At 70.3% G+C, this 26,891-nt stretch carries 1 protein-coding gene; it reads right to left on the bottom strand.

The window, feature by feature from the left end; all coding sequences use genetic code 11:
- Nucleotides 1-42: 42 nt before the first annotated feature.
- Nucleotides 43-26,880, bottom strand: coding sequence for a non-ribosomal peptide synthase/polyketide synthase (locus ABIC28_RS05190; RefSeq protein ID WP_354577816.1), 26,838 nt, complete (start codon nt 26,878-26,880; stop codon nt 43-45).
- Nucleotides 26,881-26,891 lie beyond the last annotated feature (11 nt).

Raw genomic sequence — 26,891 nt, 5'->3', positions numbered from 1 at the left:
GGATGACTTCATGCACAACCAATTACCTGGAAACCGGATGCTCTAGTCCCCCTCCGCGGCGATCCAGCTTTCCGTGGCCATCCCGCGCCCGCCCGGGGCATCGAGGTGCTCCGCCAGCACCGGACCGATCACCGCGACCGCCTCTGGCTCGATCATCTGGTTGTGTTCGCAGTCCACCTCGATCTCCAGGAGCTCGCCGGTGATCGCCTGCCGCCATTCCTGGGCGGAGTGCCCGCTCTCCGACCTCACCGCGGAGAAGAACAGCAGGTCACCGTCGAAGAGCGCCGGGCTGAACCGGGACATGTTCTCGGCGGAATCGGCGAAGCCGTCGGCGATCCGCTCGAGGTGCGCCGCGGTCAGTCCCATGTCCTGGCCCAGCGAATCGTTCAGAAGCTCGGCGGCGCGCTCGTAGGTCAGGCCGCCGTTGCCCGTGTCCTCGGCCTCGAGGCCGAGGCCGGCGAGCAGTTCCTCGGCAGTCAGCCGCGGCTGGACGGGCTCCCCGGTCACCGCGTAACTGTCCAGGAGGGCCAGGGTCGCCACCTCGTTGCCTGCCCCGCGCAGTTCGACCGCCATCGCGTGCGCCACACACCCGCCCAGTGACCAGCCCAGCAGGTGGTACGGGCCCTGCGGCTGGATCGAGCGCAATTCCTCGACGTAGCGGTGCGCGAGCTGCTCCACCGAATCGAAGTGCACGCCCTCGCTGATGGTCGGCAGCTGCAGTCCGTAGACGGGCCGATCCGCGGTGAGCTGCGCGGCCAGGCCGGCGTAGCCCCAGGACAGACCGATCCCGGGGTGCACACAGAACACCGGCGCCTTGCTACCGGTCGCGCGCAGGGAGATCACCACCGACAGCGCCTCTTCGAGGCCCGACGCGCCGACCCCTGTGACCTCACCGTCCAGGTCCGCGATGCGCCGGGCGAGACCCGCGGGTGTCGGATCGAAGAACATCAGTTGCAGCGGGATCGGCCTGCCTAGCCGCTCGTGCAGTTCCGCCATCACCCGGGTGGCGACCAGCGAGTTCCCGCCGAGGTCGAAGAAGCTGTCGTCGACGCCCACCCGCTCGAGGCCGAGGATCGCCTCGAAGGCGCCGACGACGGCCTCCTCGAGCGGACTGCCCGGCGCCCGGAACCCCTCCGCCCGCGCCCCGAATTCGGGCGCGGGCAACGCATTTCGGTCGAGCTTTCCGACCGGTGTCAACGGGACCTCGCTCAGCACGCGGATCGACGAGGGAACCATGTACCCGGGGAGGAACGCCGCGGCGTGGGCCTTGACCTCCCCCGGCTCGAGGGTGACGCCCTCGTGCGGGAGCACGTACGACACCAACACTGTGTCGCCGGTGGGTCCGGCGTGCCCGATCGTGGTCGCGAAGCTGACCCCCTGGTGACCCATCAGCACGGCGTCGATCTCGCCCAGCTCGATCCGGAACCCGCGCACCTTGACCTGGAAGTCGCTGCGGCCGAGGTAGTCGAGGGTGTGGTCGGGCAGCCATCGCACGAGGTCCCCGGTCCGGTACATCCTCGACCCATTCGCTGAGACATTCCCCGTCGCTTCGCTCGCCCCGCGGAACGGATTGGCCACGAATCGCTGGGCCGTCAGCCCGCCCTTGCCGTTGTAGCCGCGAGCGAGGGCGGGACCGAACACGTACAGCTCGCCGGACACCCCCATCGGTACGGGCCGCAGGCGGGAATCGAGCACCGCCACACCGAAACCGATTGCGGGCCCACCGATGTCCACCGGCTTCCCGGAGATCATCGGCCCGCCGACCGCTGCCTGAACCGTCGTCTCGGTGGGGCCGTACCCGTTGTACATCCGGCGTCCCGGCGCCCAGCGCGCGACGAGTTCCGGCGGGCACGCCTCCCCCGCTACGACGAGGACCTCCACGTCCTCGAGTCCGCGGTGGTCGATCGACGAGAGCGCCGTCGGGGTGACCAGGGCGTGGGTGACGCCCTCCTGGCGCAGCAGGTCGGCGAGCTCGGCGCCGCCGAAGACGGTGGGCGGGACGATCACCAGGCACGCGGCCGCCCCGAACGCCATCAACAACTCGTACACCGACGCATCGAAACTGGGCGACGCCAGGTGCGAGACCCGCGACTCGTGCGTCACCTCGAAGAGCTCGCGCTCCTGTCTCGCGAGGTTCGCCAGCCCGCCGTGGGTGACCACGACGCCCTTGGGCACGCCGGTCGAGCCGGAGGTGTAGATCAGGTAGGCGGGGTGCACGTGCCGCAGCGGGGAGATCCGGTCGTGGTCGGTCAGCGGCGTGGCCGAGTAGCCATGAACCCAGGCCTGCACCTCGGCAGCATCGAGCGCCAGCCACGGCACGAGGTCCGGCAGGTTCGCCCTGCTGCCGCTCGCAGTCAGCCCCAGCAGCGCCCCGGAATCGGTCAGCATGTGGCCGATGCGCATCGCGGGATGGTTCGGGTCCACCGGCACGAAGGCGGCGCCCGCCTTGGTCACGGCCCACACCGAGAGCACCGATTCGACGGATCTCGGCAGCCCGAGCGCCACCACCGACTCGGGTCCGACACCCCGGTCGACCAGGGCGCGCGCCAACCGGTTCGAGCGCTCGTCCAGCTCGCGGTAGGTGATCGAGGATCCCCTGTAGGTCAGCGCCACCGAGTCGGGCCGGGCCGCGACCGCGTCAGCGAGCAACTCCGGCCAGGTCCGCGGCGGCTCGCCCGGCAGTCCCATCGCGGGTGCCAGGTCTGCCCGTTCGCTGCCGGCGAGTATCTCGATGTCACCGACCGGCCGAGCCGGATCCGCGGTGACGGACTCGAGGATGCGCAGGAACCGATCCGCGAAGCCGCGCACCGTGCCGGGGTCGAACAGATCGGTCGCGAAGTCGAAGCCGGCCGCCATCCCCGCGGGGGTGCCGTCGGTGCCGAGCTCCTCGGACAGCAGCAGTTCCAGGTCCTCCTTCGCCACGTTCACCTCGAGTTCGACGCCGGACACGGTCAGTCCTGGCAGTTCCAGGCGGGGACGGAGGTTGTTCTGGAACTCCAGCGACACCTGGAAGATCGGCGAATAGGAGGTGGATCGGATCGGGTTGAGCGCCTCGACGATCCGCTCGAACGGGACGTCGGCATTGCCGAACGCCGCCAGATCGATCTCGCGCGCACGGGCGAGCAGTTCGGTGAACGACGCGGCCCCGTCCACGCGGCTGCGGAGCACCAGCGTGTTGACGAACATTCCGACGAGGTCGTCGAGTTCCTCCTCCCCCCGGCCCGCGACCGGCGTGCCGATCGCGACGTCCTCGGTGCCGCCGAGCCTGCTGAGCAGCACGGCGAGCGCGGCATGGACGACCATGAACACGCTCGTGTTGTTCTCCCGCGCCAGCGCGACCAGCCGGCGGTGCAGGTCGGGTTCGACGGTGAAGTCGACACGATCGCCGTGGAAGGACTGCTGAACGGGTCGGGGCCGATCGGCCGGCAGCTGCAACACGTCGGGCAGACCCGCAAGCGTCTCGGTCCAGAAGTCGAGCTGGCGCGACGCCAGGCTGCCCGGATCGTCCGCGGAGCCGAGCAGTTCGTGCTGCCAGAGCGCGTAGTCGGCGTACTGGATCTCCAGTGGCGCCCAGTCCGGCGCGCGGCCGTCGATCCGACAGGTGTAGGCGGTCATGACGTCGCGTGCCAGCGGCGCCATCGAGAACCCGTCGGCGCAGATGTGGTGGACCACGATCGCCAGCACGTGCTCGTCGGGCGCCAGCCGGAACAGGGCGATGCGGTGCGGGATGGCGGTGGTCACATCGAATCCCGTCGCCATGAACCGGCCGAGGCGATCCGGCAGATCGGTCTCGTCGCCGAGATCGATGGGGGTCAGATCGGGCACGATGCCGGTCGCCGGGTGGATCACCTGGCGTGGCCCCTCGGTCGACTCCGGGAAGGTGGTCCGCAACGACTCGTGCCGGGCCACGACATCGGCGAGCGCGGTCTGCAGCGCAGGCAGGTCGAGATCGCCGGAGAGGCGGACCGCGAGCGGGATGTTGTACGCGGCCGAGGACGGGTCGAACTGGTTGATGAACCACATCCGCTGCTGGGCAAGGGAGAGCGGGATGTCCGCGGGGCGCGGGCCCGCGGACAACGCGGGCCTGGCGGTGCCGACCCCCGCGTGTCGCTCGACACGGTTGGCCAGCTCCCACACCGTGGGGGCCTCGAACAGCGCGCGCACGCCGATCTCGGTCTGCAGCGCCGCGTTCAGGCGGGCCATCACCCGGGTGGCGGTCAGCGAGTTGCCACCCAGATCGAAGAAGTTGTCGTCGAGGCCCGCGCGATCGCATCCGATGACGGCGGTGAAGACGTCCGCGACGGTCTCCTCGATCGGCGTCGTCGGGGCGCGGAACTCGGTGGTGGCGAAGACGAAGTCGGGTTCCGGCAATGCCTTTCGGTCGAGCTTGCCGACCGGGTTCAACGGGATCTCGTCGAGCACGGTGATCGCCGATGGCACCATGTGCGCGGGCAGCCGACTCGCGAGGTGCTCGGTGAGTTCGCGGGTCGCCACCGGCGCGCCACCGGCGGGCAGCACGTACGAGACCAGCACGGTGTCGCCCGATCGTCCGGTGTGCCCGAGAGTCGCGGCGAAGGCGACGTCGGGATGATCGGTGAGCGCCGTGTCGATCTCGCCGAGCTCGACGCGGAACCCGCGGACCTTGACCTGGAAGTCGCTGCGGCCCACGTACTCGATCGCCAGGTCGCCACTCTCGGTGTCCCTCGTCCACCGGACGATGTCCCCGGTCCGGTACATCCGGGCGCCCGGCTCGAACGGGTTGGCCACGAAGCGGCCCGCGGTCAGCGCCGCCCGCCGGTGGTAGCCGCGCGCCAGCCCGACACCGGCGAGGTACAGCTCGCCCGCGACGCCGACCGGCACCGGTTGAAGCCTGGAGTCCAGTACCAGCTCCGCGACGCCGCGGAGCGGCCCGCCGATGGTGATCGGCTCCCCCGGGGTCATCGCCACGCTGATGTTCGACATGACGGTGGTCTCGGTCGGGCCGTAGGCGTTGAACAGCCGGCGCCCCGGCGCCCACCTGGCCACCAGGTCCGGCGGGCAGGCCTCGCCGCCGAAGACCACGAACTGGAAGTCGTCGAGCCCGGCGGGATCCATGGTGGAGAACGCCGCGGTGGTGATGAACCCGTGCGTGACCCGTTCCGCCGCCAGCAGCCGGGTCAGCTCGATGCCGCCGTAGACAGTCGGGGGAACCACCACCATGGTCGCGCCCGCTCCGCAGGCCTGCAGGTATTCATAGATCGACCCGTCGAAACTCGGCGAGGAGAAGTGCAGGGTCCGCGACGCGGGCGTAGCGTGGAACCGCTCGGTCTGCATGGCCGCGAAGTTGTCGAGCCCGCGGTGGGTGACGACGACGCCCTTCGGCACGCCGGTCGACCCCGAGGTGTAGACGATGTACGCGGCGCAGTCCAGGGTGATCGGCGACGTCCGGTCCGCGTCGGTCAGGTCCGTGCAGGAGGTTTCGGCACAGTCCGACTCGAACGCGGGGTCGTCGAGCGCGATCCAGTGCGCAGCTGCGGGGAGTCGATCCCGCTCGGCCGCCGTCGTCAGACCGAGGGTGGCGCCTGCGTCGGTGAGCATGTGCTCGATCCGCTCGGCCGGGTAGTTCGGGTCGACCGGCACGAAGGCGGCCCCGGTCTTGGCGACCGCCCAGACCCCGAGTACCGATTCCACCGATCGTGGGATGCCCAGCGCGACAAAGGTCTCCGGCCCGGCGCCCCGTGCGATCAGCAGGCGGGCGATCCGGTTCGAGCGCTCGTCGAGTTCGCGGTAGCTGACGTCCCGGCCCTGGAAGCTCAGTGCGATCGCCTCGGGGTCCCTCGCCGCGGCGTCCGAGAAGATCTGCGGCAGCGTGCGGATCGACCCGCCGGGGTGCCCACGCACCGGCGCCAACTCGCGGCGCTCGCGCTCGTCGAGCACCTGTATCCGGGCCACCGGCTGGTCGAGGTCCAGGAGGTCGAGCACGCGCACCACCCGCCGCGCGATTGACTCGACGCTGTCGCGGTCGAACAGATCTGGGAGGTACTCGAGCTTGAGGTGCATGCGCGAGTCCACGGACGCGACGAGGCACAGCGGGTAATGCGCGGAGTCGGATCCCTCCACGTCGACCACCCGCATGCCCGCGATGTCCGTCTCCTCGGACAGTCCCGAGCGGTCCACGGGGTAAGACTCGAACACGGCGAGCGTGTCGAAACCGAGCCCCTCCCCGACCGCACGCTTGATCTCGGGCAGGCCCATGTAGTGGTGATCGAGCACGGCGGCCTGTTCGGTCTGGACCCGGTCCAGCAGTTCGCCGAGGGTCTCCCTCGGCAGCAGCCGGACCCGCACCGGGATCGTGTTGATGAACAGTCCGATCATCGATTCGATCCCGGAGATCTGCGGCGGGCGGCCGGACACCGTTGCGCCGAAGACGATATCGTCGCGGCCGGTCATGGTGCCGAGCACGATGGCCCACACGGCCTGCACGACGGTGTTGAGGGTCAATCCGCGCTCGCGGGCCACCGACCGCAGACGATCGGTCTGCTGCTCGGTGAGCGAGAGCTCCACCTCGTTCGAGACCGTGGACACCTCCCGGCCCGGATCGGCGGGGACGATCAGGGTCGGATCGGTGACCCCCGTCAGGGCGGTCGTCCATGCCGCGGTGGACTCGGCGGCATCGCGCTCCGACAGCCATTCCAGGTAGTCGCGGTACGAGCGGACACGCGGCAGGACCTCCTGGTCGCCGTCCGTCGCGTAGAGGACCAGTAGTTCGCGCAGCAGCAGCGGGGTGGACCAGCCGTCGAGCAGTACATGGTGGTTGGTCATCACCAGGCGGTAGTGCTCCGGCGCCGTCCTGATCATCGTGAACCGCAGCAGTGGCGCCCGTGCCATGTCGAAGCTGGTGACCCGGTCCGCGGCGAGTCGTGCCGTCAGCTCTGCCTCACGCACCACCGGATCCAGGGCCGAGAGGTCGACCTCGGTCCACGGCAGTGTCACCCGGTCCTGGATGACCTGTACCGATCGGCCCTCCTCGTCCTGGACGAAGGCCGCCCGCAGGTTCGCGTGCCGGTCCAGCAGCGCCTGCCCGGCCCGTCGCATCCGCTGTGGGTCGACGGCACCGCGCAGTTCCAGCCCGAGCTGGACCAGATAGGAGTCGACGCTGTCGTCGGACAGCAAGGCGTGGAACAGCATTCCGGATTGGAGCGGCGACATCGACCAGACATCGGCCAGGTCGGGGTACCGGCTCTCGAGGCGATCGATCGCGGACTGGTCGAGATCCACGAGGTCCAGGTCCGAGGGGGTCAGCCCGCCCGCGCGGGGGCCCGCGGCGTGTCTCGCCAGGGCTCGGAGCGCGCGGATCCACAGCTCCGCGACATCCTCCACCTCGGCCACGGTGAGCACGCCGCCGGGGAACGACCACGTCGCCCGCAGCTGCGGGCCGTTCTCGGTGGTCCTGGTCATGGCGTTGATGTCCAGTACCGCCGCGACCGGCATCTCCGGGTTGTGGGGGTCGCCGAGCCCCGCGTAGTCGACCGGCAGCCATGCCGCCTCACCGGAACCGCCCGCCGTGGCCGTCGCGAACCGGCCCAGGTAGTTGAAGCTGACCTGTGGCACCGGCAACTCGCGGAGCACGGCCGCCGACGCGTCGTCGAGATACCGCAGCATGCCGAAACCGATGCCGTGATCCGGGATCGCCAGCAGCTGCTCCTTGACCGCCTTCACGGCTGCGCCCGCTGCGGGCCCGCCCGCGAAGGCGTCGTCGAGGTCGATGCCCGAGAGATTCAGGCGGACAGGGAATATCGTGGTGAACCAACCGAGGGTCCTGGCGAGGTCGGCGCCGGGAACGACCTGCTCCTCGCGACCGTGACCCTCGAGGTTGACCAGCGCACTGTCGGCCCACACTCCCCGCTCGCGCCGCCACCGGGTGATCGCCATCGCCAGCGCGGCGAGCAGGGCGTCGTTGACGCTGCCGTGGAACGCCTGCGGCAACGAGGTCAGGACCGCGTCGGTCACGTCGGTCGGCACCGAGACCTGAACTTTCTGCACCGTCGCGTTGAGATCGAGGGCGCGGTCCCGCGGCCTGCTGCCGAGCACCGGGTCCTCGGCCGCCAGCATCTCCCGCCACAGGTCCAGCTCCGCGATGCGCTCCTCGCGGTGCACCACCTCGGTCAGTCCGTGGGCCCACCGGCGCAGGGATGTCCCGACCGGCGCGAGCACGGGCTCGGCGCCGGAGGCGATCTGCGCCCAAGCGGCGGCCAGATCCGGTACCAGGATGCGCCAGGACACCCCGTCGATCGCGACGTGGTGCGCGAGCACCAGCAGCCGGCCCTGCCCCTCGGGCGGGTCGAACCAGACTGCCTGCAGCATGATCCCGGCCGCGGGGTCCAGCCGGTCGGCCGCCGCGTCCAGTTCGGCGGCGGCGATCGCGGTGAACTCCTCTCCCACCACCGACGGCACGGCGACCCGGCGGAGCATCCGGTCCCCGTGCTCCGAGCCGATGGGCTGCACCTCAAGGAACCAGTCGCCCCGATCCGACCGCAACCGCGCGCGCAGCGCGTCGTGGTGGTCTACGACGGCCTGCACGGTGCGCCGCAACGAGACCTCGTCGATGTCGGGTGGCAGGGCCAGCACCGCCGCCTGCGCGTAGCGGTGGAACTCACCGCCGCGTTCGAGCATCCAGCGCACGATCGGTGTGAGCGGAACCGTTCCGACGCCGCCGTCGGGGAGTTCCTCCAGCACCTCGGCCCCGGCGGCCTCCGCGACGCGGGCCACCTCGGCGAGCGCGGCGACCGTCTTGCGCTCGAAGACATCTCGGGGCGTGATGACGACCCCTGCGGACTTCGCCCTGGCCACCAGCTGGATCGACATGATGCTGTCGCCGCCGAGCGCGAAGAACGAGTCCTCGACACCGACCGACTCGAGCCCGAGCGCCTCCGCGAACAGCTCGGCCAGCACCCGTTCCGCCTCGCTGACCGGTGCCCGGCTCGCCGTCACCCGTGCCCCGAAGTCCGGCGCGGGCAGCGCCTTCCGGTCCAGCTTGCCGTTCGCGGTCAACGGCAACTCGTCGAGGACCACCAGCGCGGCGGGCACCATGTGCGCGGCGAGCACCTCCGCCGCGAAATCGGAGACGGCGCCGACGTCGAGAACCGTGCCCGCCTCCGGCACGAGGTACCCGACGAGGCGGACTCCACCGCTGCCGTCGTCGCGGGCCAGCACCACGGTCTGCGCGACGCCAGGGCAGCGCAGCAGCGCAGATTCGATCTCGCCGAGCTCGATCCGGAACCCGCGGATCTTCACCTGGAAGTCGCTGCGGCCCAGGTATTCCAGCTCGCCATCGGTGTTCCACCTGGCCACGTCCCCGGATCGGTACATCCGCGCGCCGTCGCCGCGGAACGGGTCGGCCACGAAACGGCCGGAGCTGAGCCCGGTCCGGCCGAGGTAGCCGCGGGCGGCCTGGGCACCCGAAACGTACATCTCGCCCGAGACGCCGGGAGGAACCGGGTGCAGTCGCTCGTCGAGCACGTACACCCGGAGCCCGGGCAGACCCCGGCCGATGACGGACGCGGACGCCTGGGCCGCGAACTCCCGGTCCAGGGGAATGTGGCTGACGTGCACCGTGGTCTCGGTGATGCCGTACATGTTGACAAGCGCGGGGGCCCGGTCGCTGTGCCTGGCGTACCAACGGCCGAGCTGACCGAGGTCGAGCGCCTCGCCGCCGAAGATCACGTACCGCAGGCTGAGCCCGGCCGGGTCGCCGCGCTCCGCCGCCACCCGGTCGGCCTCGGCCAGCTGGTAGAACGCGGTCGGCGTCTGATTGAGCACCGTCACCCGCTCTCGCCGCAACAGCTCCAGGAACATCTCCGGCGCGCGGGCGGTGAAGTAGTCGACGACCACCAGCGTGCCGCCGTACACGAGCGGGCCCCACAGCTCCCACACCGAGAAATCGAAGGCGTAGGAGTGGAACATCGTCCACACGTCCGTGTGGTCGAATCCGAACATGCCCTCGGTGTTGGCCATCAGCGTCGCCACGTTCCGATGCGAGACGACCACGCCCTTCGGTCGCCCGGTCGACCCCGAGGTGTAGATCACGTACGCCAACGACGCCGGTTCCAGCACCTCGCGGCGATCCGCGTCGGTGATCGGCGCGGAGGGCAGGGCGTCGAGCCGGCTGACGATCTCCGGCGCGTCGAGCCGGACGGTCGGGATCGCCGACCCGGGTACCGACTCGGCGTCCTCCACCGTGGTCAGGACGCACACGGGCCGCGAGTCCTCGAGCATGAACGCCAGCCGTTCCGCTGGATAGGTCACGTCCACCGGCAGGTAGCCACCGCCCGCCTTGATCACCGCGAGGAGCGCGACGACCAGCTCGGCGGAGCGCGGCATCGCCACGGCCACCAGGTCCTCCGGTCCCACCCCGAGCGAGATCAGGTGCCGCGCCAGGCGGTTGGCGCGGTCGTCGAGCTCCGCGTAGGTCAGGGAGGTGTTCTCGTAGGTGACCGCGACGGCTCCTGGATGCTCCGCGGCGCTGCGCGCGAACAGGTCCGCGAGCGTGACAGAGGGGACGGCGACGCCCTCCTCGCCTGCGAGCATCCGGTCCCGCTCGGCGGGGTCCACGATGTCGATGTCGCCGATGGTGCGGTCCGGGTCGGCCGTGACCGCTTCGAGGATGCGTAGGTACCGTTCGGCGAAGGTCGCGGCGGTTTCCCGGTCGAAAAGGTCGGTGGCGAAGGTGAACCCGGCGCTCATGCCCGCGGGCTCGCCGTGGTCGTCGTGTCGTTCGCCGAGGGTGAGCTGCAGGTCGAACTTCGACACGCCCAGGTCGTGGTCGACCGCGTCGACGGCGAGTCCGGGCAGCTCGAGGTGGGCGGACAGGTTGTTCTGGTACTCGATCAGCACCTGGAACAGCGGAGAGTGCGCGGTGGAGCGTTCCGGCGCCAGCACGTCGACCAGTCGCTCGAACGGCAGGTCCGCGTTCCCGAACGCCGCCAGGTCGGTCTCGCGGACCTGGGTCAGCAGGTCGGTGAAGGTCGCCGTGGCCGGGGCGTCGCTGCGCAGGACGAGGGTGTTGACGAACATCCCGACCATGTCGTCGAGCTCCGCCTCGCCACGTCCGGCGACGGGGGTGCCGATGGCGATGTCGGCGGTCCCGGACAGGCGGGCGAGCAGCACCGCGAGGGCGGCGTGCGCCACCATGAACAGTGTCGAGTTGTGCTGCCGGGCAATCGCCGCCAGCTCCCGGTGGATGCGCGGGCCGATCTCGAAGTCGACCACCTCGCCACGGAAGGACCGGGCGAGCGGGCGCGGGCGGTCCGCCGGGAGCTGCAGCAGATCGGGCAGCCCGGTGAGGTTGGACGTCCAGTACGCCAGCTGCTGGGAGATCACCGAGTCGGGGTCGTCCTCCGATCCGAGCAGCTCGTGCTGCCAGAGCGTGAAGTCGGCGTACTGCACGGCCAGCGGGGCCCACTCGGGCTCCCGCCCCTCCACCCGGGAGCTGTACGCGGTCATGACGTCGCGGGCCAACGGCGCCATCGAGAAGCCGTCCGCGGCGATGTGGTGCACCACGACCGTGAGGACGTGATCGTTCTCGCCGAGTTCGAAAAGGCCCGCGCGTAACGGGACCTCACGCGTGACATCGAATCCGGCCGAGACGAAGGACGCGATCCGGTCGGCCAGGTCCGCCTCGGCCACCTCCACAGGAACCAGATCCGGCCCGGCCTGCGCGGCGTCCACGATCCGCTGGACCGGCTGCCCGTCGATGGTCGGGAACTCGGTGCGGAGCGATTCGTGCCTGGTCAGCACGTCGCGGATCGCGGCGCGCAGAGCGACCAGGTCCAGGCGGCCGGTGAGCCGGATGGCAAGCGGGATGTTGTACGCCGACGAGGCGGTGTCGAACTGGTTGATGAACCACATCCGCTGCTGCGCCAGCGAGAGCGGGATGCGGTCGGGGCGAGGGACCGGACGCAGCACGGGGCGGTCCCGCCGGTCGGCGGTGTGGTGCTCGATGGCGGTCGCCAGGCGGTGCACGGTGGGCGCCTCGAACAGCACGCGCACGCCGATGTCCGAGCCGAGCGCCTCGTTGACCCGGGCGATGACGCGGGTGGCGGTCAGCGAATTGCCGCCGAGATCGAAGAAGTCGTCGTCGACGCCGATCCGATCGGCGCCGAGGACCGCGACGAACACGTCCGCGATGGCTTCCTCCGCCGGGGTCGCCGGCGCCCGGAACTCCGCGGTGGACAGCACGTACTCCGGTGCGGGCAGCGCCTTTCGATCGAGTTTGCCGACCGGGGTCAGGGGGATCTCCTCGATCATCACGATCGAGGACGGCACCATGTGTCCGGGCAGCCGGGTGGCGGCATGTGCGGTGAGCCGGGCGGCGAGATCGGCGGCTGATCCGTTCGCGGCGGCCGCGTCCGGGGCGGGCAGCACGTAGGCAACCAGCCTGGTGTCCCCGGACGGACCGGTGTGACCGACCGTCGTCGCGAAGTCGACCTCCGGGTGATCGGTGAGTACGGCGTCGATCTCGCCGAGCTCGATCCGGAATCCGCGGACCTTCACCTGGGAGTCGGCGCGCCCCAGGTACTCGAGTCTGCCGTCATCCGTCCACCGGGCCAGGTCGCCGGTTCGGTACATCCGCGAACCGGGCTCACCGTGCGGGCTCGCGACGAACCGCGCGGCGGTCAGCGGCCCGCGGCGGTGATAGCCCCTGGCCAGACCTGCTCCGGCGACGTACAACTCGCCCGGCACACCCACCGGAACCGGCTGCAGCCGGGAGTCGAGGACGACCTCGGCGACGCCACGGATCGGGCCACCGATGGTGACGGGCTCCCCCGCCGACATCGCGTCGCTCATGTTCGTCGCGACGGTGGCCTCGGTGGGGCCGTACGCGTTGAACAGCCGTCGCGTAGGTGTCGCCCACTCGCCGACCAGCTCGCGCGGGACGGCCTCGCCGCCGACGATCACGGAGGTGAACTCGTCGAGGCCGTCGGGTTCGATGGAGGCAAGGGCGGACGGGGTGAGGAAGCCGTGCGTGACCCGCTGGGCGCGCAGCAGTTCCGCGAGTTCGGCGCCGCCGTAGACGGTCGGCGGCGCGATCACCATCGTCGCGCCCGGCCCGAACACCAGCAGGTACTCGAGGACCGAGGCGTCGAAGCTGGGCGAGGAGAAGTGCAGCACCCGTGAGGTCGCCTCGGTTCGGCAGCGGGCCCGCTCCTCGGCGGCGAAGTTGTCCAGCCCCCGATGCGTGACCACGACGCCCTTCGGCATGCCCGTCGATCCCGAGGTGTAGATCAGGTAGGCCGGGTGGTCGAAGCGAAGCGCGGTGCGACGGTCGGCGTCGGTGACGGGGGCGGAGGACATGCGCGCACAGTCGCGCTCGAGATCGGGATCGTCGATCGCCATCCAGTCAACCCGGCCGGGCAGCGAGTCGCGTTCGGTCGTGACCGTCAGCCCCTCGGTCACGCCAGCGTCGGTGAGCATGTGCACGATGCGCTCCGACGGGTAGTTCGGGTCGACCGGCACGAAGGCCGCACCGCTCTTGGCCACCGCCCACACGGCGAGCACGGACTCGATCGATCGGGAGATCGCCACGGCCACATAGGTCTCGGCACACGCTCCGCGTTCGATCAGGACGCGGGCCATCCGATTCGAGCGTTCGTCGAGTTCATGGTAGGTCACCGAGTCGTGGGCGCAGATCACCGCGATCGCGTCGGCCCGGCGGGCCGCCGCGTCGGCGAGCAACTGCGGCAGCAGCCGGATGGACAGCCCCCTCGGCCCGTACACGGGCGCGAGCCGATCACGCTCGGCGGTGCTGAGCAGGTCCAGCGCGGCCAGCGCCGTGCCGGGATCGGCGGCAACCGCCGCCAGTACCCGGACCACCCGGTCGGCGATGGATTCCACCCCTGCTCGATCGAGCAGGTCCGGCAGGTAGGTGAGCCGCAGCCGCAGTTCCGCGTCGGCGGAGGCGATGACGGTCAGCGGGTAGTGCGTCGCGTCGCCACCTTCGATCACATCCGCGATCCGCATCCCGGCGATGTCAGTGACCTGGGACAGCCCGGCCCGGTCGACGGGATACGACTCGAACACGGTGAGGGTGTCGAAGCCGAGCCCGGATCCGACAGCCTGGGCGATCACCGGCAGGCCGAGGTGGTGGTGGTCGAGCAGGGCGGCCTGTTCGGTCTGGACGCGGCTCAACAACTCACCGAGAGTCTCGTTGGGGTCCAGGGTGATTCGAACCGGCAGCGTGTTGATGAACAATCCGACCATCGTCTCGACGCCCGCGATCTGCGGCGGCCTGCCGGAGACGGTTGCCCCGAACACCACGTCGTCCCGACCGGTCAGCATCCCGAGCACGATCCCCCATGCCGCCTGCACCATGGTGTTCAGCGTGACCCCATGCGTCCGGGCCACCTCACGCAGCGCATCGGTCTGCTCCTCGCTGACCGAGGCGTACGCCTCCCCCGGGATGGTGCTCACCTCGCGTCCCGGCTCCGCGGGGACGAGCAGCGTCGGGTCCTCGACGTCCGCGAACGCGCGTACCCACGCGTCCGTCGACTCCGCGACATCTTGGCGCGCAAGCCATTCCAGATAGTTCCGGTAAGGCGCCACCCGCGGGAGCACGCCGGCATCGCCATCGGTGGCATAGAGGACGAGCAGCTCCTTGAGCAGCAACGGTGTCGACCAGCCGTCGAGCAGGATGTGATGGTTGGTCATATAGATCCGGTGCCGGTGCGGTGCCGTCTTGATCAGCATGAACCGCATCAGCGGCGGCGTCGCCATGTCGAAGCTGGTGGCGCGGTCCGCCGCGAGGATCGTCGCGAGCCGTGCCTCGAGCACCGCAGGAACCTCCTCGGACAGGTCCAGTTCGACCCACGGCACCTCCACGTGCTCGGCGATCAGCTGCACGGGCTCGGCGTCGCCGTCCTGGTGGAAGGCGGCACGCAGATTGGGGTGCCGATCCAGCAGTGCCTGCGCGGCACGCCGCATCCGCTCCGCGTCGACGACGCCGTCCAGCTCCAGTCCGAGCTGGACGAGGTAGGCGTCCACCGACCGATCCGACAGCAGCGCGTGGAACAGCAGACCCTTCTGCAGCGGCGCCATCGTCCACACGTCGGTCAGGTCCGGGTACCGGATCTCGAGCCGGTCGATCGCGGCCTGGTCCAGCGACACCAATCCGAGGTCCGAGGGCGTCAGGCCACCCGCTCCAGGGGATTGGGCATACCCGGCGAGCGCCGTGAGCGCCGTGACCCACAGCTCGGCGAGCTCCTCGACCTCGTCCTCGGCGAGGACTCCGATGGGGAACGCCCAGGTGGCCCGCAGCTGGGGGCCTGCGGCGGTCGTCGCGGTGACCGCGTTGACATCGACGGCCGCCGCGACGGGCAGCCGAGGATCCGTGACGCCGCCGAGGTCCCCCGCGTCCTCGACCGGAAGCCAGCCGGTGTCACCGTGATCGGATGTGGCCGTGGCGAACCGGCCGAGGTAGTTGAAGCTGATCTGGGGTGTGGCCAGCTCGCCGAGCACCGAGGAGGCGCCGTGGTCGAGATGGCGCAGCATCCCGTACCCGATGCCGTGGTCCGGGATCGCCAGCAGTTGCTCCTTCACGGACTTGATCGCCGCACCGGCCGCCGGTCCGCCTGCGAACGCGTCGTCGAGGTCGATGCCGGACAGGTCGAGGCGCACCGGGAACACCGCGGTGAACCAGCCGACCGTGCGGGTCAGGTCTGCGCCCGGCACCACCTGCGCCTCACGACCGTGGCCCTCGAGGGTGACGAGCGCGCCGTTCGCGCGCACGCCGCTGTTCTCACGCCACCGGGTCAACGCCAGAGCCAGTGCGGTGAGCAGGCCGTCGTTCACGCTGCCGTGGAACGCCGAGGGCAGCGCGGTCAGCACCGCCTCGGTCACCGCGGGCGGGAGCTCGATCTCGACCCTGGCCACCGTGGCATTGACGTCGACGGCCGGATCGAGCGGCCGCGACCCGAGCAGCGGGTCCGGCTCGGCGAGCATCCGGGTCCAGGTGTCCAGCTCATCGGAACGGTCGCGCGCGGCGTCGACCAGCGCGTGCGCCCAGCGACGCATCGAGGTACCGACGGCGGCGAGGTCCGGCCGCTCGCCCGCCTCCAGCTGTGCCCATGCGGTCGCGAGGTCGGGTATCAGGACCCGCCAGGACACCCCGTCCACCACGAGGTGATGCGCGACCACGAGCAGTCGTCCGACCCCGGCGGGGGTCTCGAACCAGACCGCCTGCACCATGTTCGCTGCGGACGGGTCGAGTCGGCCCTGTGTCTGCGCGAGTGTGTCGGCCACCACGGCCGTGAACTCCGGGCCGGTGACCGCGTCGACCGGGATCCGGCGCAGCACCGTCTCCGCCGACACCGATGCGGTCGGCAGTACCTCGAGCCCCCAGCCTCCCGGCCCGCCGTGCAGTCGGGAACGGAGCATGTCGTGGCGGTCCAGCACCGCCTGCAACGCGCGTTCGAGCACGTCGCGGTCCATGCCGGGCGGGAGTGTGAGCAGCACGGACTGGGAGTAGCGGTCGAAGTCACCCCCGCGGTCGAGCAGCCAACGCACGATCGGCGTGAGCGGGACCTCGCCCACCCCGCCGCCGGGGAGCTCGTCGAGCGTGGGCACCTCGGCGGTCTCGCCGACCACGGCCACCTCGGCGAGCGCGGCGACGGTCTTGTGCTCGAAGACATCCCGCGGCGACAGGAACATCCCGGCCGTCTTGGCCCGCGAGACCAGCTGGATCGACATGATGCTGTCGCCACCAAGGGCGAAGAAGGAATCGTCGACACCGATCGACTCCACCCCGAGCACCTCGGCGAACAGCTCGGCCAGCAGGCGTTCGGTCTCGGTGACCGGAGCCCGGCTCTCGGTGGTGCGGGCGCCGAAGTCGGGCGCGGGCAGCGCCTTCCGATCGATCTTGCCCGCGGGCGTCAGAGGAAGCTCGTCCAGCACCACCAGCGCGGCGGGCACCATGTGCGGCGCCAGCACCTCCCCGACCGAGGCCAGGATCTCCGTGGCAGCGAGCTCGGCGCCCTCCTCGGGCACCACGTAACCGACCAGTCGCCCTACGCCGCGACCGTCGCCGGAGACGGTGGCCACCGCGTCGGCAACCCCGACGCAGCCCCGCAAGGCGGATTCGACCTCGCCGAGTTCGATCCGGAACCCGCGGACCTTCACCTGGAAGTCGCTGCGACCCAGGTAGGCCAATTGGCCGTCGGGTCGCCAGCGCACCACGTCTCCGGTGCGGTACATCCGGGATCCGGGGTCGCCGAAGGGATTCGCCAGGAACCGGTCCGCGGTCGCCCTCGCCCTGCGGTGGTATCCGCGGGCGAGCCCGGGTCCCATGACGTAGAGCTCACCCGCGACACCCACAGGAACCGGGTGCAGGCGCTCGTCGAGGACCGCGACGCCGCACCCGACCGGGGGCCGCCCGATCGCGACCGCCGTGCCAGGGACCATCGGATCGCTGACGGCGGCGACGACGGTGGCCTCGGTCGGACCGTAGGCGTTGAACATCGTCACAGCGGCCCACTGGCGCACCAGTTCCGGCGGGCAGGTGTCGCCGCCGGTCACCACGCACTCGAGGGCATCGAGCCCGGCCGGGTCGACGGACGCCAGCGCGGCGGGGGTGACGAAGGCGTGGGTGACCCGCTCGCGGGCGAGCAGTTCGGCCAGCTCCGCGCCGCCGTAGATGGTGGGCGGTGCGATCACCATCGTGGCACCCGCGCCGAAGGCCAGCAGCAATTCCAGCACGGACGCGTCGAAGCTCGGCGACGAGAAGTGCAGTGCCCGCGCGGCCGGGCCGACGCCGAACCTGGTGCGTTCGTCGGCCGCGAAGTTCGCGAGGCCGCGGTGCGTGAGCACCACGCCCTTGGGGACACCGGTCGAACCGGAGGTGTAGATCAGGTAGGCGGGGTGCCCGAGCAGCAGCGGCGCATGCCGGTCGGTGTCGGTGACCGCCGTTCCCGGCTGCCCGTCGATCTCGGCGCCGAATCCCGGGTCGTCGAGGACCAGCCACTGCGTCGTGTCCGGCAGGTGCGTACGCGACCGCGAGACCGTGAGACCCAGCGCGGCCCCGGAATCGGTCAGCATGTGCTCGATGCGCTCGGCCGGATAGCTCGGATCCACCGGCACATAGGCGGCCCCCGCTTTCGCCACGGCCCACACCGACAGCACCGACTCGATCGACCGCGCCATTCCGAGCGCCACGATAGATTCCGGGCCGACGTCAAGGCCGATGAGCACGCGCGCCAACCGGTTCGAGCGTTCGTCCAGCTCGCGGTACGTCAGGCTGTCGCCCTCGCAGATCACCGCGACGGCATCGGGATCGATCGCGGCGGCGTCCGAGAGCAAGTGGGGCAGGGTGCACGGCGCCGCCCCTGCGGGTCCGGTGACCGGCGTCAGCGACCGGCGCTCGCTCGGATCGAGCAGCTCGATGTCCCCCACCGCGATCGACGGATCCGCGGTCGCGGCCTCGAGGACCCGGACGAACCGCGCGGCGAGGCCGTCGATCGTCGCCGCGTCGAAGAGGTCGGTGGCGAAGGTGAACGCGGCCGCCACCCCCACGGGGGCGCCGTCCCTGTCGTAGCGCTCGTCGAGGGTCAGCTGCAGATCGAAGTTCGCTGTGACGGAATCGAGTTCAACGGGTTCGATGACGAGCCCGGGTAGCTCCAGCCGCGCCCGTTCGGTGTTCTTGAACTCGAGCATCACCTGGAACAACGGGGAGTGTGCGGTCGACCGTTGCGGGGCGAGGACGTCCACCAGGCGCTCGAACGGGAGGTCGGCGTGACCGAACGCGCCGAGATCCGTCTCGCGCACGGAATCGAGCAACTCGGCGAAACTGGTCGAGCGATCGACGCGGGTGCGCAGGACGAGGGTGTTGACGAACATGCCGACGAGGTCGTCGAGCGCGGCCTCGCCGCGGCCGGCGATCGGCGTGCCGACCGCGACATCGTCGGTGTCCGCCAGCCTGCTCAGCAGCACCGCCAGGACGGCGTGCATCGCCATGAACACGCTCGAGCTGCGCTCCCTCGCGGTCGCGACGAGCCTGCGATGGGTATCGGCGTCGATCGAGAACTCCACCCGGTCGCCGCGCAACGAGCGCTCCGCGGGCCGTTGCCGGTCGACCGGCAAGGCCAGCACCTCGGGCAGGCCGGACAGCGTCCGCGTCCAGTAGTTCAGCTGCCGCGCGATCAGGGACTCGGGGTCCTCCTCGGAGCCCAGCATCTCGCGCTGCCAGAGCGCGTAGTCGGCATACTGCACCGGCAGCGGTGCCCACTGCGGGGACTCGCCCGCCATCCGGGAGCTGTACGCCGCCATGACATCCCGAGCGAGCGGGACCAGTGAGAAGCCGTCGGCCGAGATGTGGTGCACGACGACGACCAGGATGTGCTCGGTCTCGTTCAGTTCGAACAGCGCCGCCCGCAACGGAGCCGAGGCGGTCACGTCGAAGCCGGCGGCGACGAACCGGGCGAGTTCTCCTGGCATCGCATCCGGTGACACCGCGATCGGTGACAGGTCCCCCACCACGTCGTCGGCGTCGACGATCACCTGGATCGGTTCCCCGTCGACGAGCGGGAACATCGTGCGCAGTGCCTCGTGCCGGTCGACGACGTCGAGGATCGCCTTGGCCATGGCATCCGCGTCGAGCGCACCGGAGAGCCGGACCGGCAGTGCCACGTTGTAGGCGGCGGAGGACGTGTCGAACTGGTTCATGAACCACATCCGTCGCTGCGCGAGCGAGACGGGCACCCGCGGCGGACGAGCGGCCGCCTGCAACGCGGGGCGCGGAACCGCCCGTGAACTCTCGGTCTCGGCGCACACGGCGAGCGCGGCCACCGTCGGGGAGTCGAAGAGCTCGCGCACCCCGATCCGGGTGTCGACCGCCGCGTTCACCCGGGCCACCAGCCTGGTTGCCACCAGCGAGTTCCCACCGAGGTCGAAGAAGTTGTCGTACACGCCGATACGGCCGAGGCCCAGCAGGTCCGCGAAGATCGACGCGATGATCTCCTCGATCGGGTTCCGTGGCGCCACGAACTCGGAGGTCTTGGCCGCGAACACCGGTTCCGGCAGCGCGGAACGGTTGAGCTTGCCGGTCGAACCGAGGGGGAACTCCTCCAGCACCATCAGCTGCGCGGGAACCATGTAGCCGGGCAGCCGCGAGGCAACGCGTTCGAGCACATCGTCGGTGTCGATCTCCAAGCCGCGCTCGACGACCAGGTAGCCGATCAGCGAGTCGCCCGTGAGCGCGTCGCTGTGCATCGTCACCGCCGCCTGCACCACCGCCGGGTGTTCGAGCAATGCCAGCTCGATCTCGGACAGCTCGATGCGCAGTCCCCGCAGCTTGACCTGGAAGTCGGTGCGGCCGATGTACTCGATGTTCCCGGTCTCGTTCCACCGCACCAGGTCACCGGTGCGGTACATCCGCTCACCCGGCGCGAAGGGATCCGCCACGAAGCGGTCCGCGGTGAGGTCCGCGCGACCGACGTAGCCGCGTGCCAGCTGGACACCGCTCAGATACAGCTCGCCCGCGACACCGACCGGGACCGGGTTCAACCGGCCGTCGAGCACGTACACCCGGGTGTTCCACACGGGCGCGCCGATGGGCACGACCACCTCGTCCGCGGCGCTGCACGCCCAGTGCGTCACGTCGACCGAGGCCTCGGTCGGCCCGTACAGGTTGTGCAGTTCCGCGACGCTGAACTCACGGAACGCCTCGGCCGCCGACGGCGCGAGCGCCTCGCCGCTGCAGAACACCCGGCGTAGCGACCGGCATCGGGCCGGATGCGCGCCCGCGGTGAAGGTCGACAGCATCGAGGGCACGAAGTGGATCGTGGTGACCCGCTCGCTCTCGATCAGCCGCGACAGGTAGTCCGGATCCCGGTGACCGTCCGGGGCGGCGACCACCAGCCGGGCACCGGTCTGCAGCGGCCAGAAGAACTCCCACACCGAGACGTCGAAGGTGGCCGGGGTCTTCTGCACCACCACGTCCTCGGAGGTGAGGGGGTACCGGTGCTGCATCCACGACAACCTGTTGGCGATCCCGGCGTGCGTGACCGCGACGCCCTTCGGCCTGCCGGTCGAGCCCGAGGTGTAGATCACGTACGCGACGTCGTCGGGGCGCAGGCAGCCGAGCCGGTCGGCGTCCACGATCGGCGACGGGTCCTGCGCGCCGAGGTCGAGCCCGTCGATCTCCAACGCCTGCAATGACTCCGGGAGTGCGCCGCGATCGGCGTGGGTGGTGAGCACGCACACCGGCTGGGCGCTGCCCAGCACATATGCGGTCCGGTCCGCCGGATGGTCCGGATCGATCGGCACGTAGGCGCCGCCCGCCTTGACCACCGCATACATGCCGACCACGAGCTCAAGGGAGCGGCGCATGGCGAGGCCGACGGTCGACTCCGGTCCGACCCCGAGCGAGATCAGGTGACGGGCCAGGCGATTGGCCGCAGCGTCGAGCTCGGCGTAGGTCAGCCGGTCCTCGCCGAACACGACGGCGACCGCGTCGGGCGTGCGCGCGACCTGCGCGTCGAAGAGGTCGCCGAGGGTGGTCGCGGGCAACTCCTGCTCGGTGGCGTTCCAGTCGGTCAGCACCTGCGAGCGCTCGCTCCCGGCGAGGAGGTCGACATCACCGACCGTCACCGCGACGTCCTCGGTGACCGATTCGAGCACCCGGACGAAACGCTGCGCGAACCGGCGGACGCTCGGCGCGTCGAACAGGTCGGTGGCATAGGAGAACGCAGCATGGATCCGGCCCGGCGCGCCCTGGCCGTCATAGGTCTCGGTCAGGGTGAGCTGCAGGTCGAACTTGGCGGTCCCGTTGTCCAGCGCCTCGACGTCCACGATCAGGTCGGGCAGTTCGAGTCGCGTGTGGCCGGTGTTCTGGAGCACCAGCAGCACCTGGAACAGCGGGGAGTATGCGGTGGACCGCGTCGGGTTGAGCACCTCCACGACCCGCTCGAACGGGACGTCGGTGTGGCCGAACGCGTTCAGGTCCACCGTGCGGGTCTGCCTGACCAGCTCCGAGAACGTCACCCCGGCTTCGACGGGTGTGCGGAGCACCAGGGTGTTGACGAACATGCCGACCAGGTCGTCGAGCGCGGCCTCGCCCCTGCCCGCGATCGGCGTCCCGATGGAGATGTCGGAAGACCCGCTCAGCCGCGCCAGCAGGACCGCCAAGGCGGAGTGCAGCACCATGAACAGGCTCGAATCCATCTGCCCGGCCCGCGAGATCAGCTTGTTGTGCAGTTCGGCGGAGATCGTGAACTCCTCGATCGCGCCCCGGAACGACTGCTCAGGGGGGCGGGGACGATCCGTCGGCAGCTCGAGCACGTCGGGGGCGCCCGACAGCGCGGTCGTCCAGTAGTCGAACTGGCGAGAGATCAGGCTGTCGGGGTCGTGTTCGTCACCGAGCAGCTCGCGCTGCCACAGGGAGTAGTCGGCGTACTGCACCTCGAGCGGAGCCCAGTCCGGCTCGCTGCCGAGCCTGCGGGAGTTGTACGCGGCCATCACGTCCCGCGCGAGCGGTGCCATGGAGTAGCCGTCGGCGGCGATGTGGTGGACGACCAGGACCAACACGTGCTCGGTCGGTCCGAGGCGGAGCAGCTCGGTCCGCACCGGGAACTCGGTGGTGACATCGAAGCCGGTCGACGCCAGCCCGGTGACCATGTCGCGCAGTCCGCTCTCGGACACGGGCACGGGCGTGAGATCCGGCACCACCTCGGCGGCGGGCCGGATCAGCTGGAAGGGGCCGTCGGGAGAGTCGGGGAACACGGTGCGCAGCGACTCGTGCCGTTCGACGACATCTGCCAGCGCCCTGGCCAACGCGTCGGGGTCCAGTTCGCCCGCGAGGCGCACAGCGATCGGGATGTTGTACGCCGCCGAGGACGGGTCGAACCGGTTGATGAACCACATCCGTTGCTGCGCAAGGGAGACCGGGATACGGTCCGGCCGCTCCCCCGCTGCCAGCACGGGCCGGTCCGAGTCCCGGCGACCGATCGAATCGATCCGCGCGGCGAGCGTCTCGACCGTCGGCGCCTCGAACAGATCCAGCACCCCGATGTCGCTGTCGAGGACGGCGTTGATGCGCGCGACGACCCGGGTCGCGATCAGCGAGTTGCCGCCGAGGTCGAAGAAGCTGTCCCTTGTGCTGATCCGCTCGACGCTGAGGACCGTCGCGAAGACCCCGGCGACTGCCTCTTCGCTGTGGGTTTCCGGTGCTCGGAACTCGGCGGTCGAGGTGACGAAGTCCGGTGCGGGCAGCGCCTTCCTGTCGAACTTCCCCGCGGGAGTCATCGGGATCTCGTCGAGCAGGACGATGCTGGACGGCACCATGTGCCCCGGCAGCCGGGCGGCCAGGTGCGCGGTCAGCTCTGCGGCGGCGATCGCGGCGTCGTTGGTCGGGTGCACGTACGACACCAGCACGGTGTCCCCGAACGGGCCGGGGTGGCCGACGGTGGCGGCGAAGCTGACGTCGGGGTGTGTGGTGAGGGTGGCGTCGATCTCGCCGAGCTCGATCCGGAAGCCCCTGATCTTCACCTGGAAGTCGCTGCGTCCGAGGTACTCGAGGGTGTAGCCGTACCCGTCCTCGGTTCTCGTCCAGCGCGCGAGATCTCCCGTCCGGTACATCCGGGTGCCGGGCCCACCGAACGGGCTGGCCACGAAGCGGTCCGCAGTGGGGACCGGCCGCCGGTGATAGCCACGGGCGAGACCGGTGCCGGTGACATAGAGCTCACCGGGCACCCCCGCGGGCACCGGGTGCAGCCTGCCGTCGAGCACCACCTCACCGCACCCGAGCGGCGGCCTGCCGATGGTGACCTGTTCACCGGGGGTCATCCGGTGGCTGATCGACGAGACGATCGTCGTCTCGGTCGGGCCGTACGCGTTGAACATCCGATGGCCGGGCGCCCACTGCTGCACCAGTTCCGGCGGGCAGGTGTCGCCGCCGGTGACGAGGCACTCGATGTCATCGAGGCCGGCGGGGTCCACGGAGGCCAGCGCAGCCGGGGTGACGAAGGCATGGGTGACCCGGCGGCGCCCGAGTAGTTCGGCCAGTTCCGCGCCGCCGTACACGGTCGGCGGGGCGACCACCATCGTCGCGCCCGCACCGAAGGCCATCAGCAGTTCGAGGACAGACGCGTCGAAACTCGGCGACGAGAAATGCAGGGTTCGCGACGCCGGGGTCACGGCGAACCGGTCACGCTCCTCGGCGGCGAGGCTGGCGAGGCCGCGGTGGCTCAGCACCACGCCCTTGGGCACACCCGTCGAGCCGGAGGTGTAGATCAGGTAGGCCGGGTGCGTGAGCAGCAGCGGGGCACGGCGGTCCTCGTCCGTGACCTGCGCCGGGGAGTAGCGCTCGAGTGCCGCCTCCAGGTCGGGTGCGTCGAGGACCAGCCACGGCACCGCGTCGGGAAGTCGATTCCTGCGTTCGTCGACGGTCAGGCCGAGCGCGGCACCGGAATCGGTGAGCATGTGCTCGATGCGCTCCGCCGGATAGTTCGGGTCGACCGGCACGAAGGCGGCGCCTGCCTTGGCCACCGCCCACACCGACAGCACGGACTCGACGGACCGGGCCATGCCCAGCGCCACTATCGATTCCGGGCCCGCTCCCCGATCGATCAACATCCGCGCGAGCCGATTCGAGCGCTCGTCGAGTTCGCGATACGTCAGGCTCACGTCCTGGAACACGAGCGCCGCCGAATCGGGGTCGATGTGCGCGGCGTCGGCGAACAGCTCCGGCAATGTCCGCGGCGGCACCTCCGGCCCCCCGAACACCGGCGCCAGGGCGTCGCGTTCGTCGGCGTCGAGTAGTTCGATGTCGCCCACCGCGATCGACGGATCCGCGGTCGCGGCATCGAGTATCCGGACGAACCGGGTCGCGAAACGCTCGACGGTGTCCGGATCGAACAGGTCGGTGGCGTAGGTGAACGCGGCCGACATGCCGGCAAGGGCGCCGTCCGCGTCGTGCCGCTCGGCGATGGTCAGGCACAGATCCACCTCGCCCGCGACGCCGTCGGCCTCGGCGTATTCGACTGTGAGCCCAGGCAGTTCGAGGTGTGGTCGCCGCGCATTGCGTACCTCGAGCAACACCTGGACCAGGGGCGCATAGGCTGTCGAGCGGACCGGACACACCGTCTCGACGAGACGCTCGAAGGACTGCTCGGCGTGGTTGAAGGCGCTGAGCTCGCCGAGGCACGCCTCGTGCAGGAGTTTGCCGAACGAGTCGCCGCCGTCGACCCGCGTGCGCAGGACCACTGTGTTGTCGGAGGACTCGACGGTGCCGTCCACGGTCGCGGCGCGAACCGTGACCGGGGTGCCGATGGCCACGTCGTCGGTGTCGCCGAGCCTGCTCAGCAGCACCCCCAGCGCCGCGTGCACCGCGGAGAACACACTCGAACTCCTGTCCCGGGTCAGCGAGATCAACCGCTCCTGGAGATCGGCGCCGATGTCGAACTCCACACGATGGCGTCGGTCCGACAGCACGATCGGGCGGGGTCGATCCGCGGGCAGCGTCAGCACCTCGGGCATCCCCGAGAGGACTCGCGACCAGTGCGCCAGCAACGACGCGGCTTTGTGCTTGCGCCCGGCCATCCGGAAGCTGCGCGCGTGGATCTCCATCAGCCTGGTGTCGGGATCGGCAGCGACGAACCCCTCCAGCATCTCGACGAAGGCGTGGTGCCGCGATCGCAGGTCGTCGTCCTCGTAGAGGTTCGGGTTGCCCCGGAAGTCGATGACGGTGCTCGGCGGGCTGCCGCTCTGATAGATGTTGACCAGCAGGTCGTCGACCGGGCCCGAGGTCATGATGCGGTTCTCGCCGACGACGGAGCCGAGCGTGACCTGTTGGCTGAACAGCATCACGTTGACCATCGGCGCGTGCAGGGAGCGTTCCCCGCTGCGCCCGGCGTCCCTGCGGATGTCCTCGAGGCTGCAGCGCTGATGCCGCAGCGCACCCATCAACTCGAGGTTGACCCGCTGCACCAGCTCGGCGACGGTGTCGCCCGGCCGCACGCTCAGCCGCAGCGGCACCACGTTGACGAGCATCCCGCCGGATCGGTGCAGAACCGAGGTGGTCCGCGCCGAGACGGGGATGTTGACCAGGACATCCTCGGTACCGGTCATCTGGGACAGATAGCAGGCGAATCCCGCGATAACCACGGCCGCCGACGTCGCGCCGCGCCGGAGGTCGGAGTCCTCGAGCAGCAGGACAGCGTCCTCGGTCAGCGGCGCGCTCGCGAGCCGGCTACGGGCGGCGGCGGGCGCGACCTCCGCCACCAGGCTCGAGCCCTCCTCGATTCCACGGATCCGATCGGCCCAGAACTTGCGGTCCGACTCGAACCGGCTGGAGGTGCGGTACTTCACGTCGAGCTCGTACAGATCCGTCAGCGGAGAGCATTTGGCCGGACCGGCGTCCCCGCCCTCCACCGCGGCGGTGTACAGCGCGGCGATCCGGTTCATCACGGTCGCGCCGCCGTAGCCGTCGAGGGCGACGTGGTGAATTCGGCTGTACCAGAGGTAGTCCCGGTCGCCGACCTGCAGGACGGTGATGTCGAACAGGCGGTCGGTCGAGAGGTTCACCGGGGTCGCATAGTCCCGGTGCATCCACTCCACGGCCGCCGCGGCCGGATCGTCCTCACCCCGGAAGTCCACGAAGCCGAGCGGTAGGCCGATCGATTCGTCGACGAGCTGGAACGGTTCACCGTCGACCTCGATCACCCGGAGATAGGGCGACTGGAACTCGTGTGCCGCCGTCTTCGCCGCCTGGTGCAGCACCTCGAAATCGAGATCCCCGTGCAACTCGATGTACTGGGCGATGGTGATCGGGACCGTCGGGGTGAGCTGCTGGGCGAACCACATGGCGCGTTGCGCCGCGGAGAGGGGGAACGCTCCGGCTGGAATGTTGGTAGCCACCGACGGGCCCC

Source organism: Rhodococcus sp. PvR044 (genome assembly GCF_040548995.1).
Classification (GTDB): Bacteria; Actinomycetota; Actinomycetes; order Mycobacteriales; family Mycobacteriaceae; genus Rhodococcus_G; species Rhodococcus_G oryzae.
This window is presented reverse-complemented; position numbering and strand designations above follow the sequence as displayed.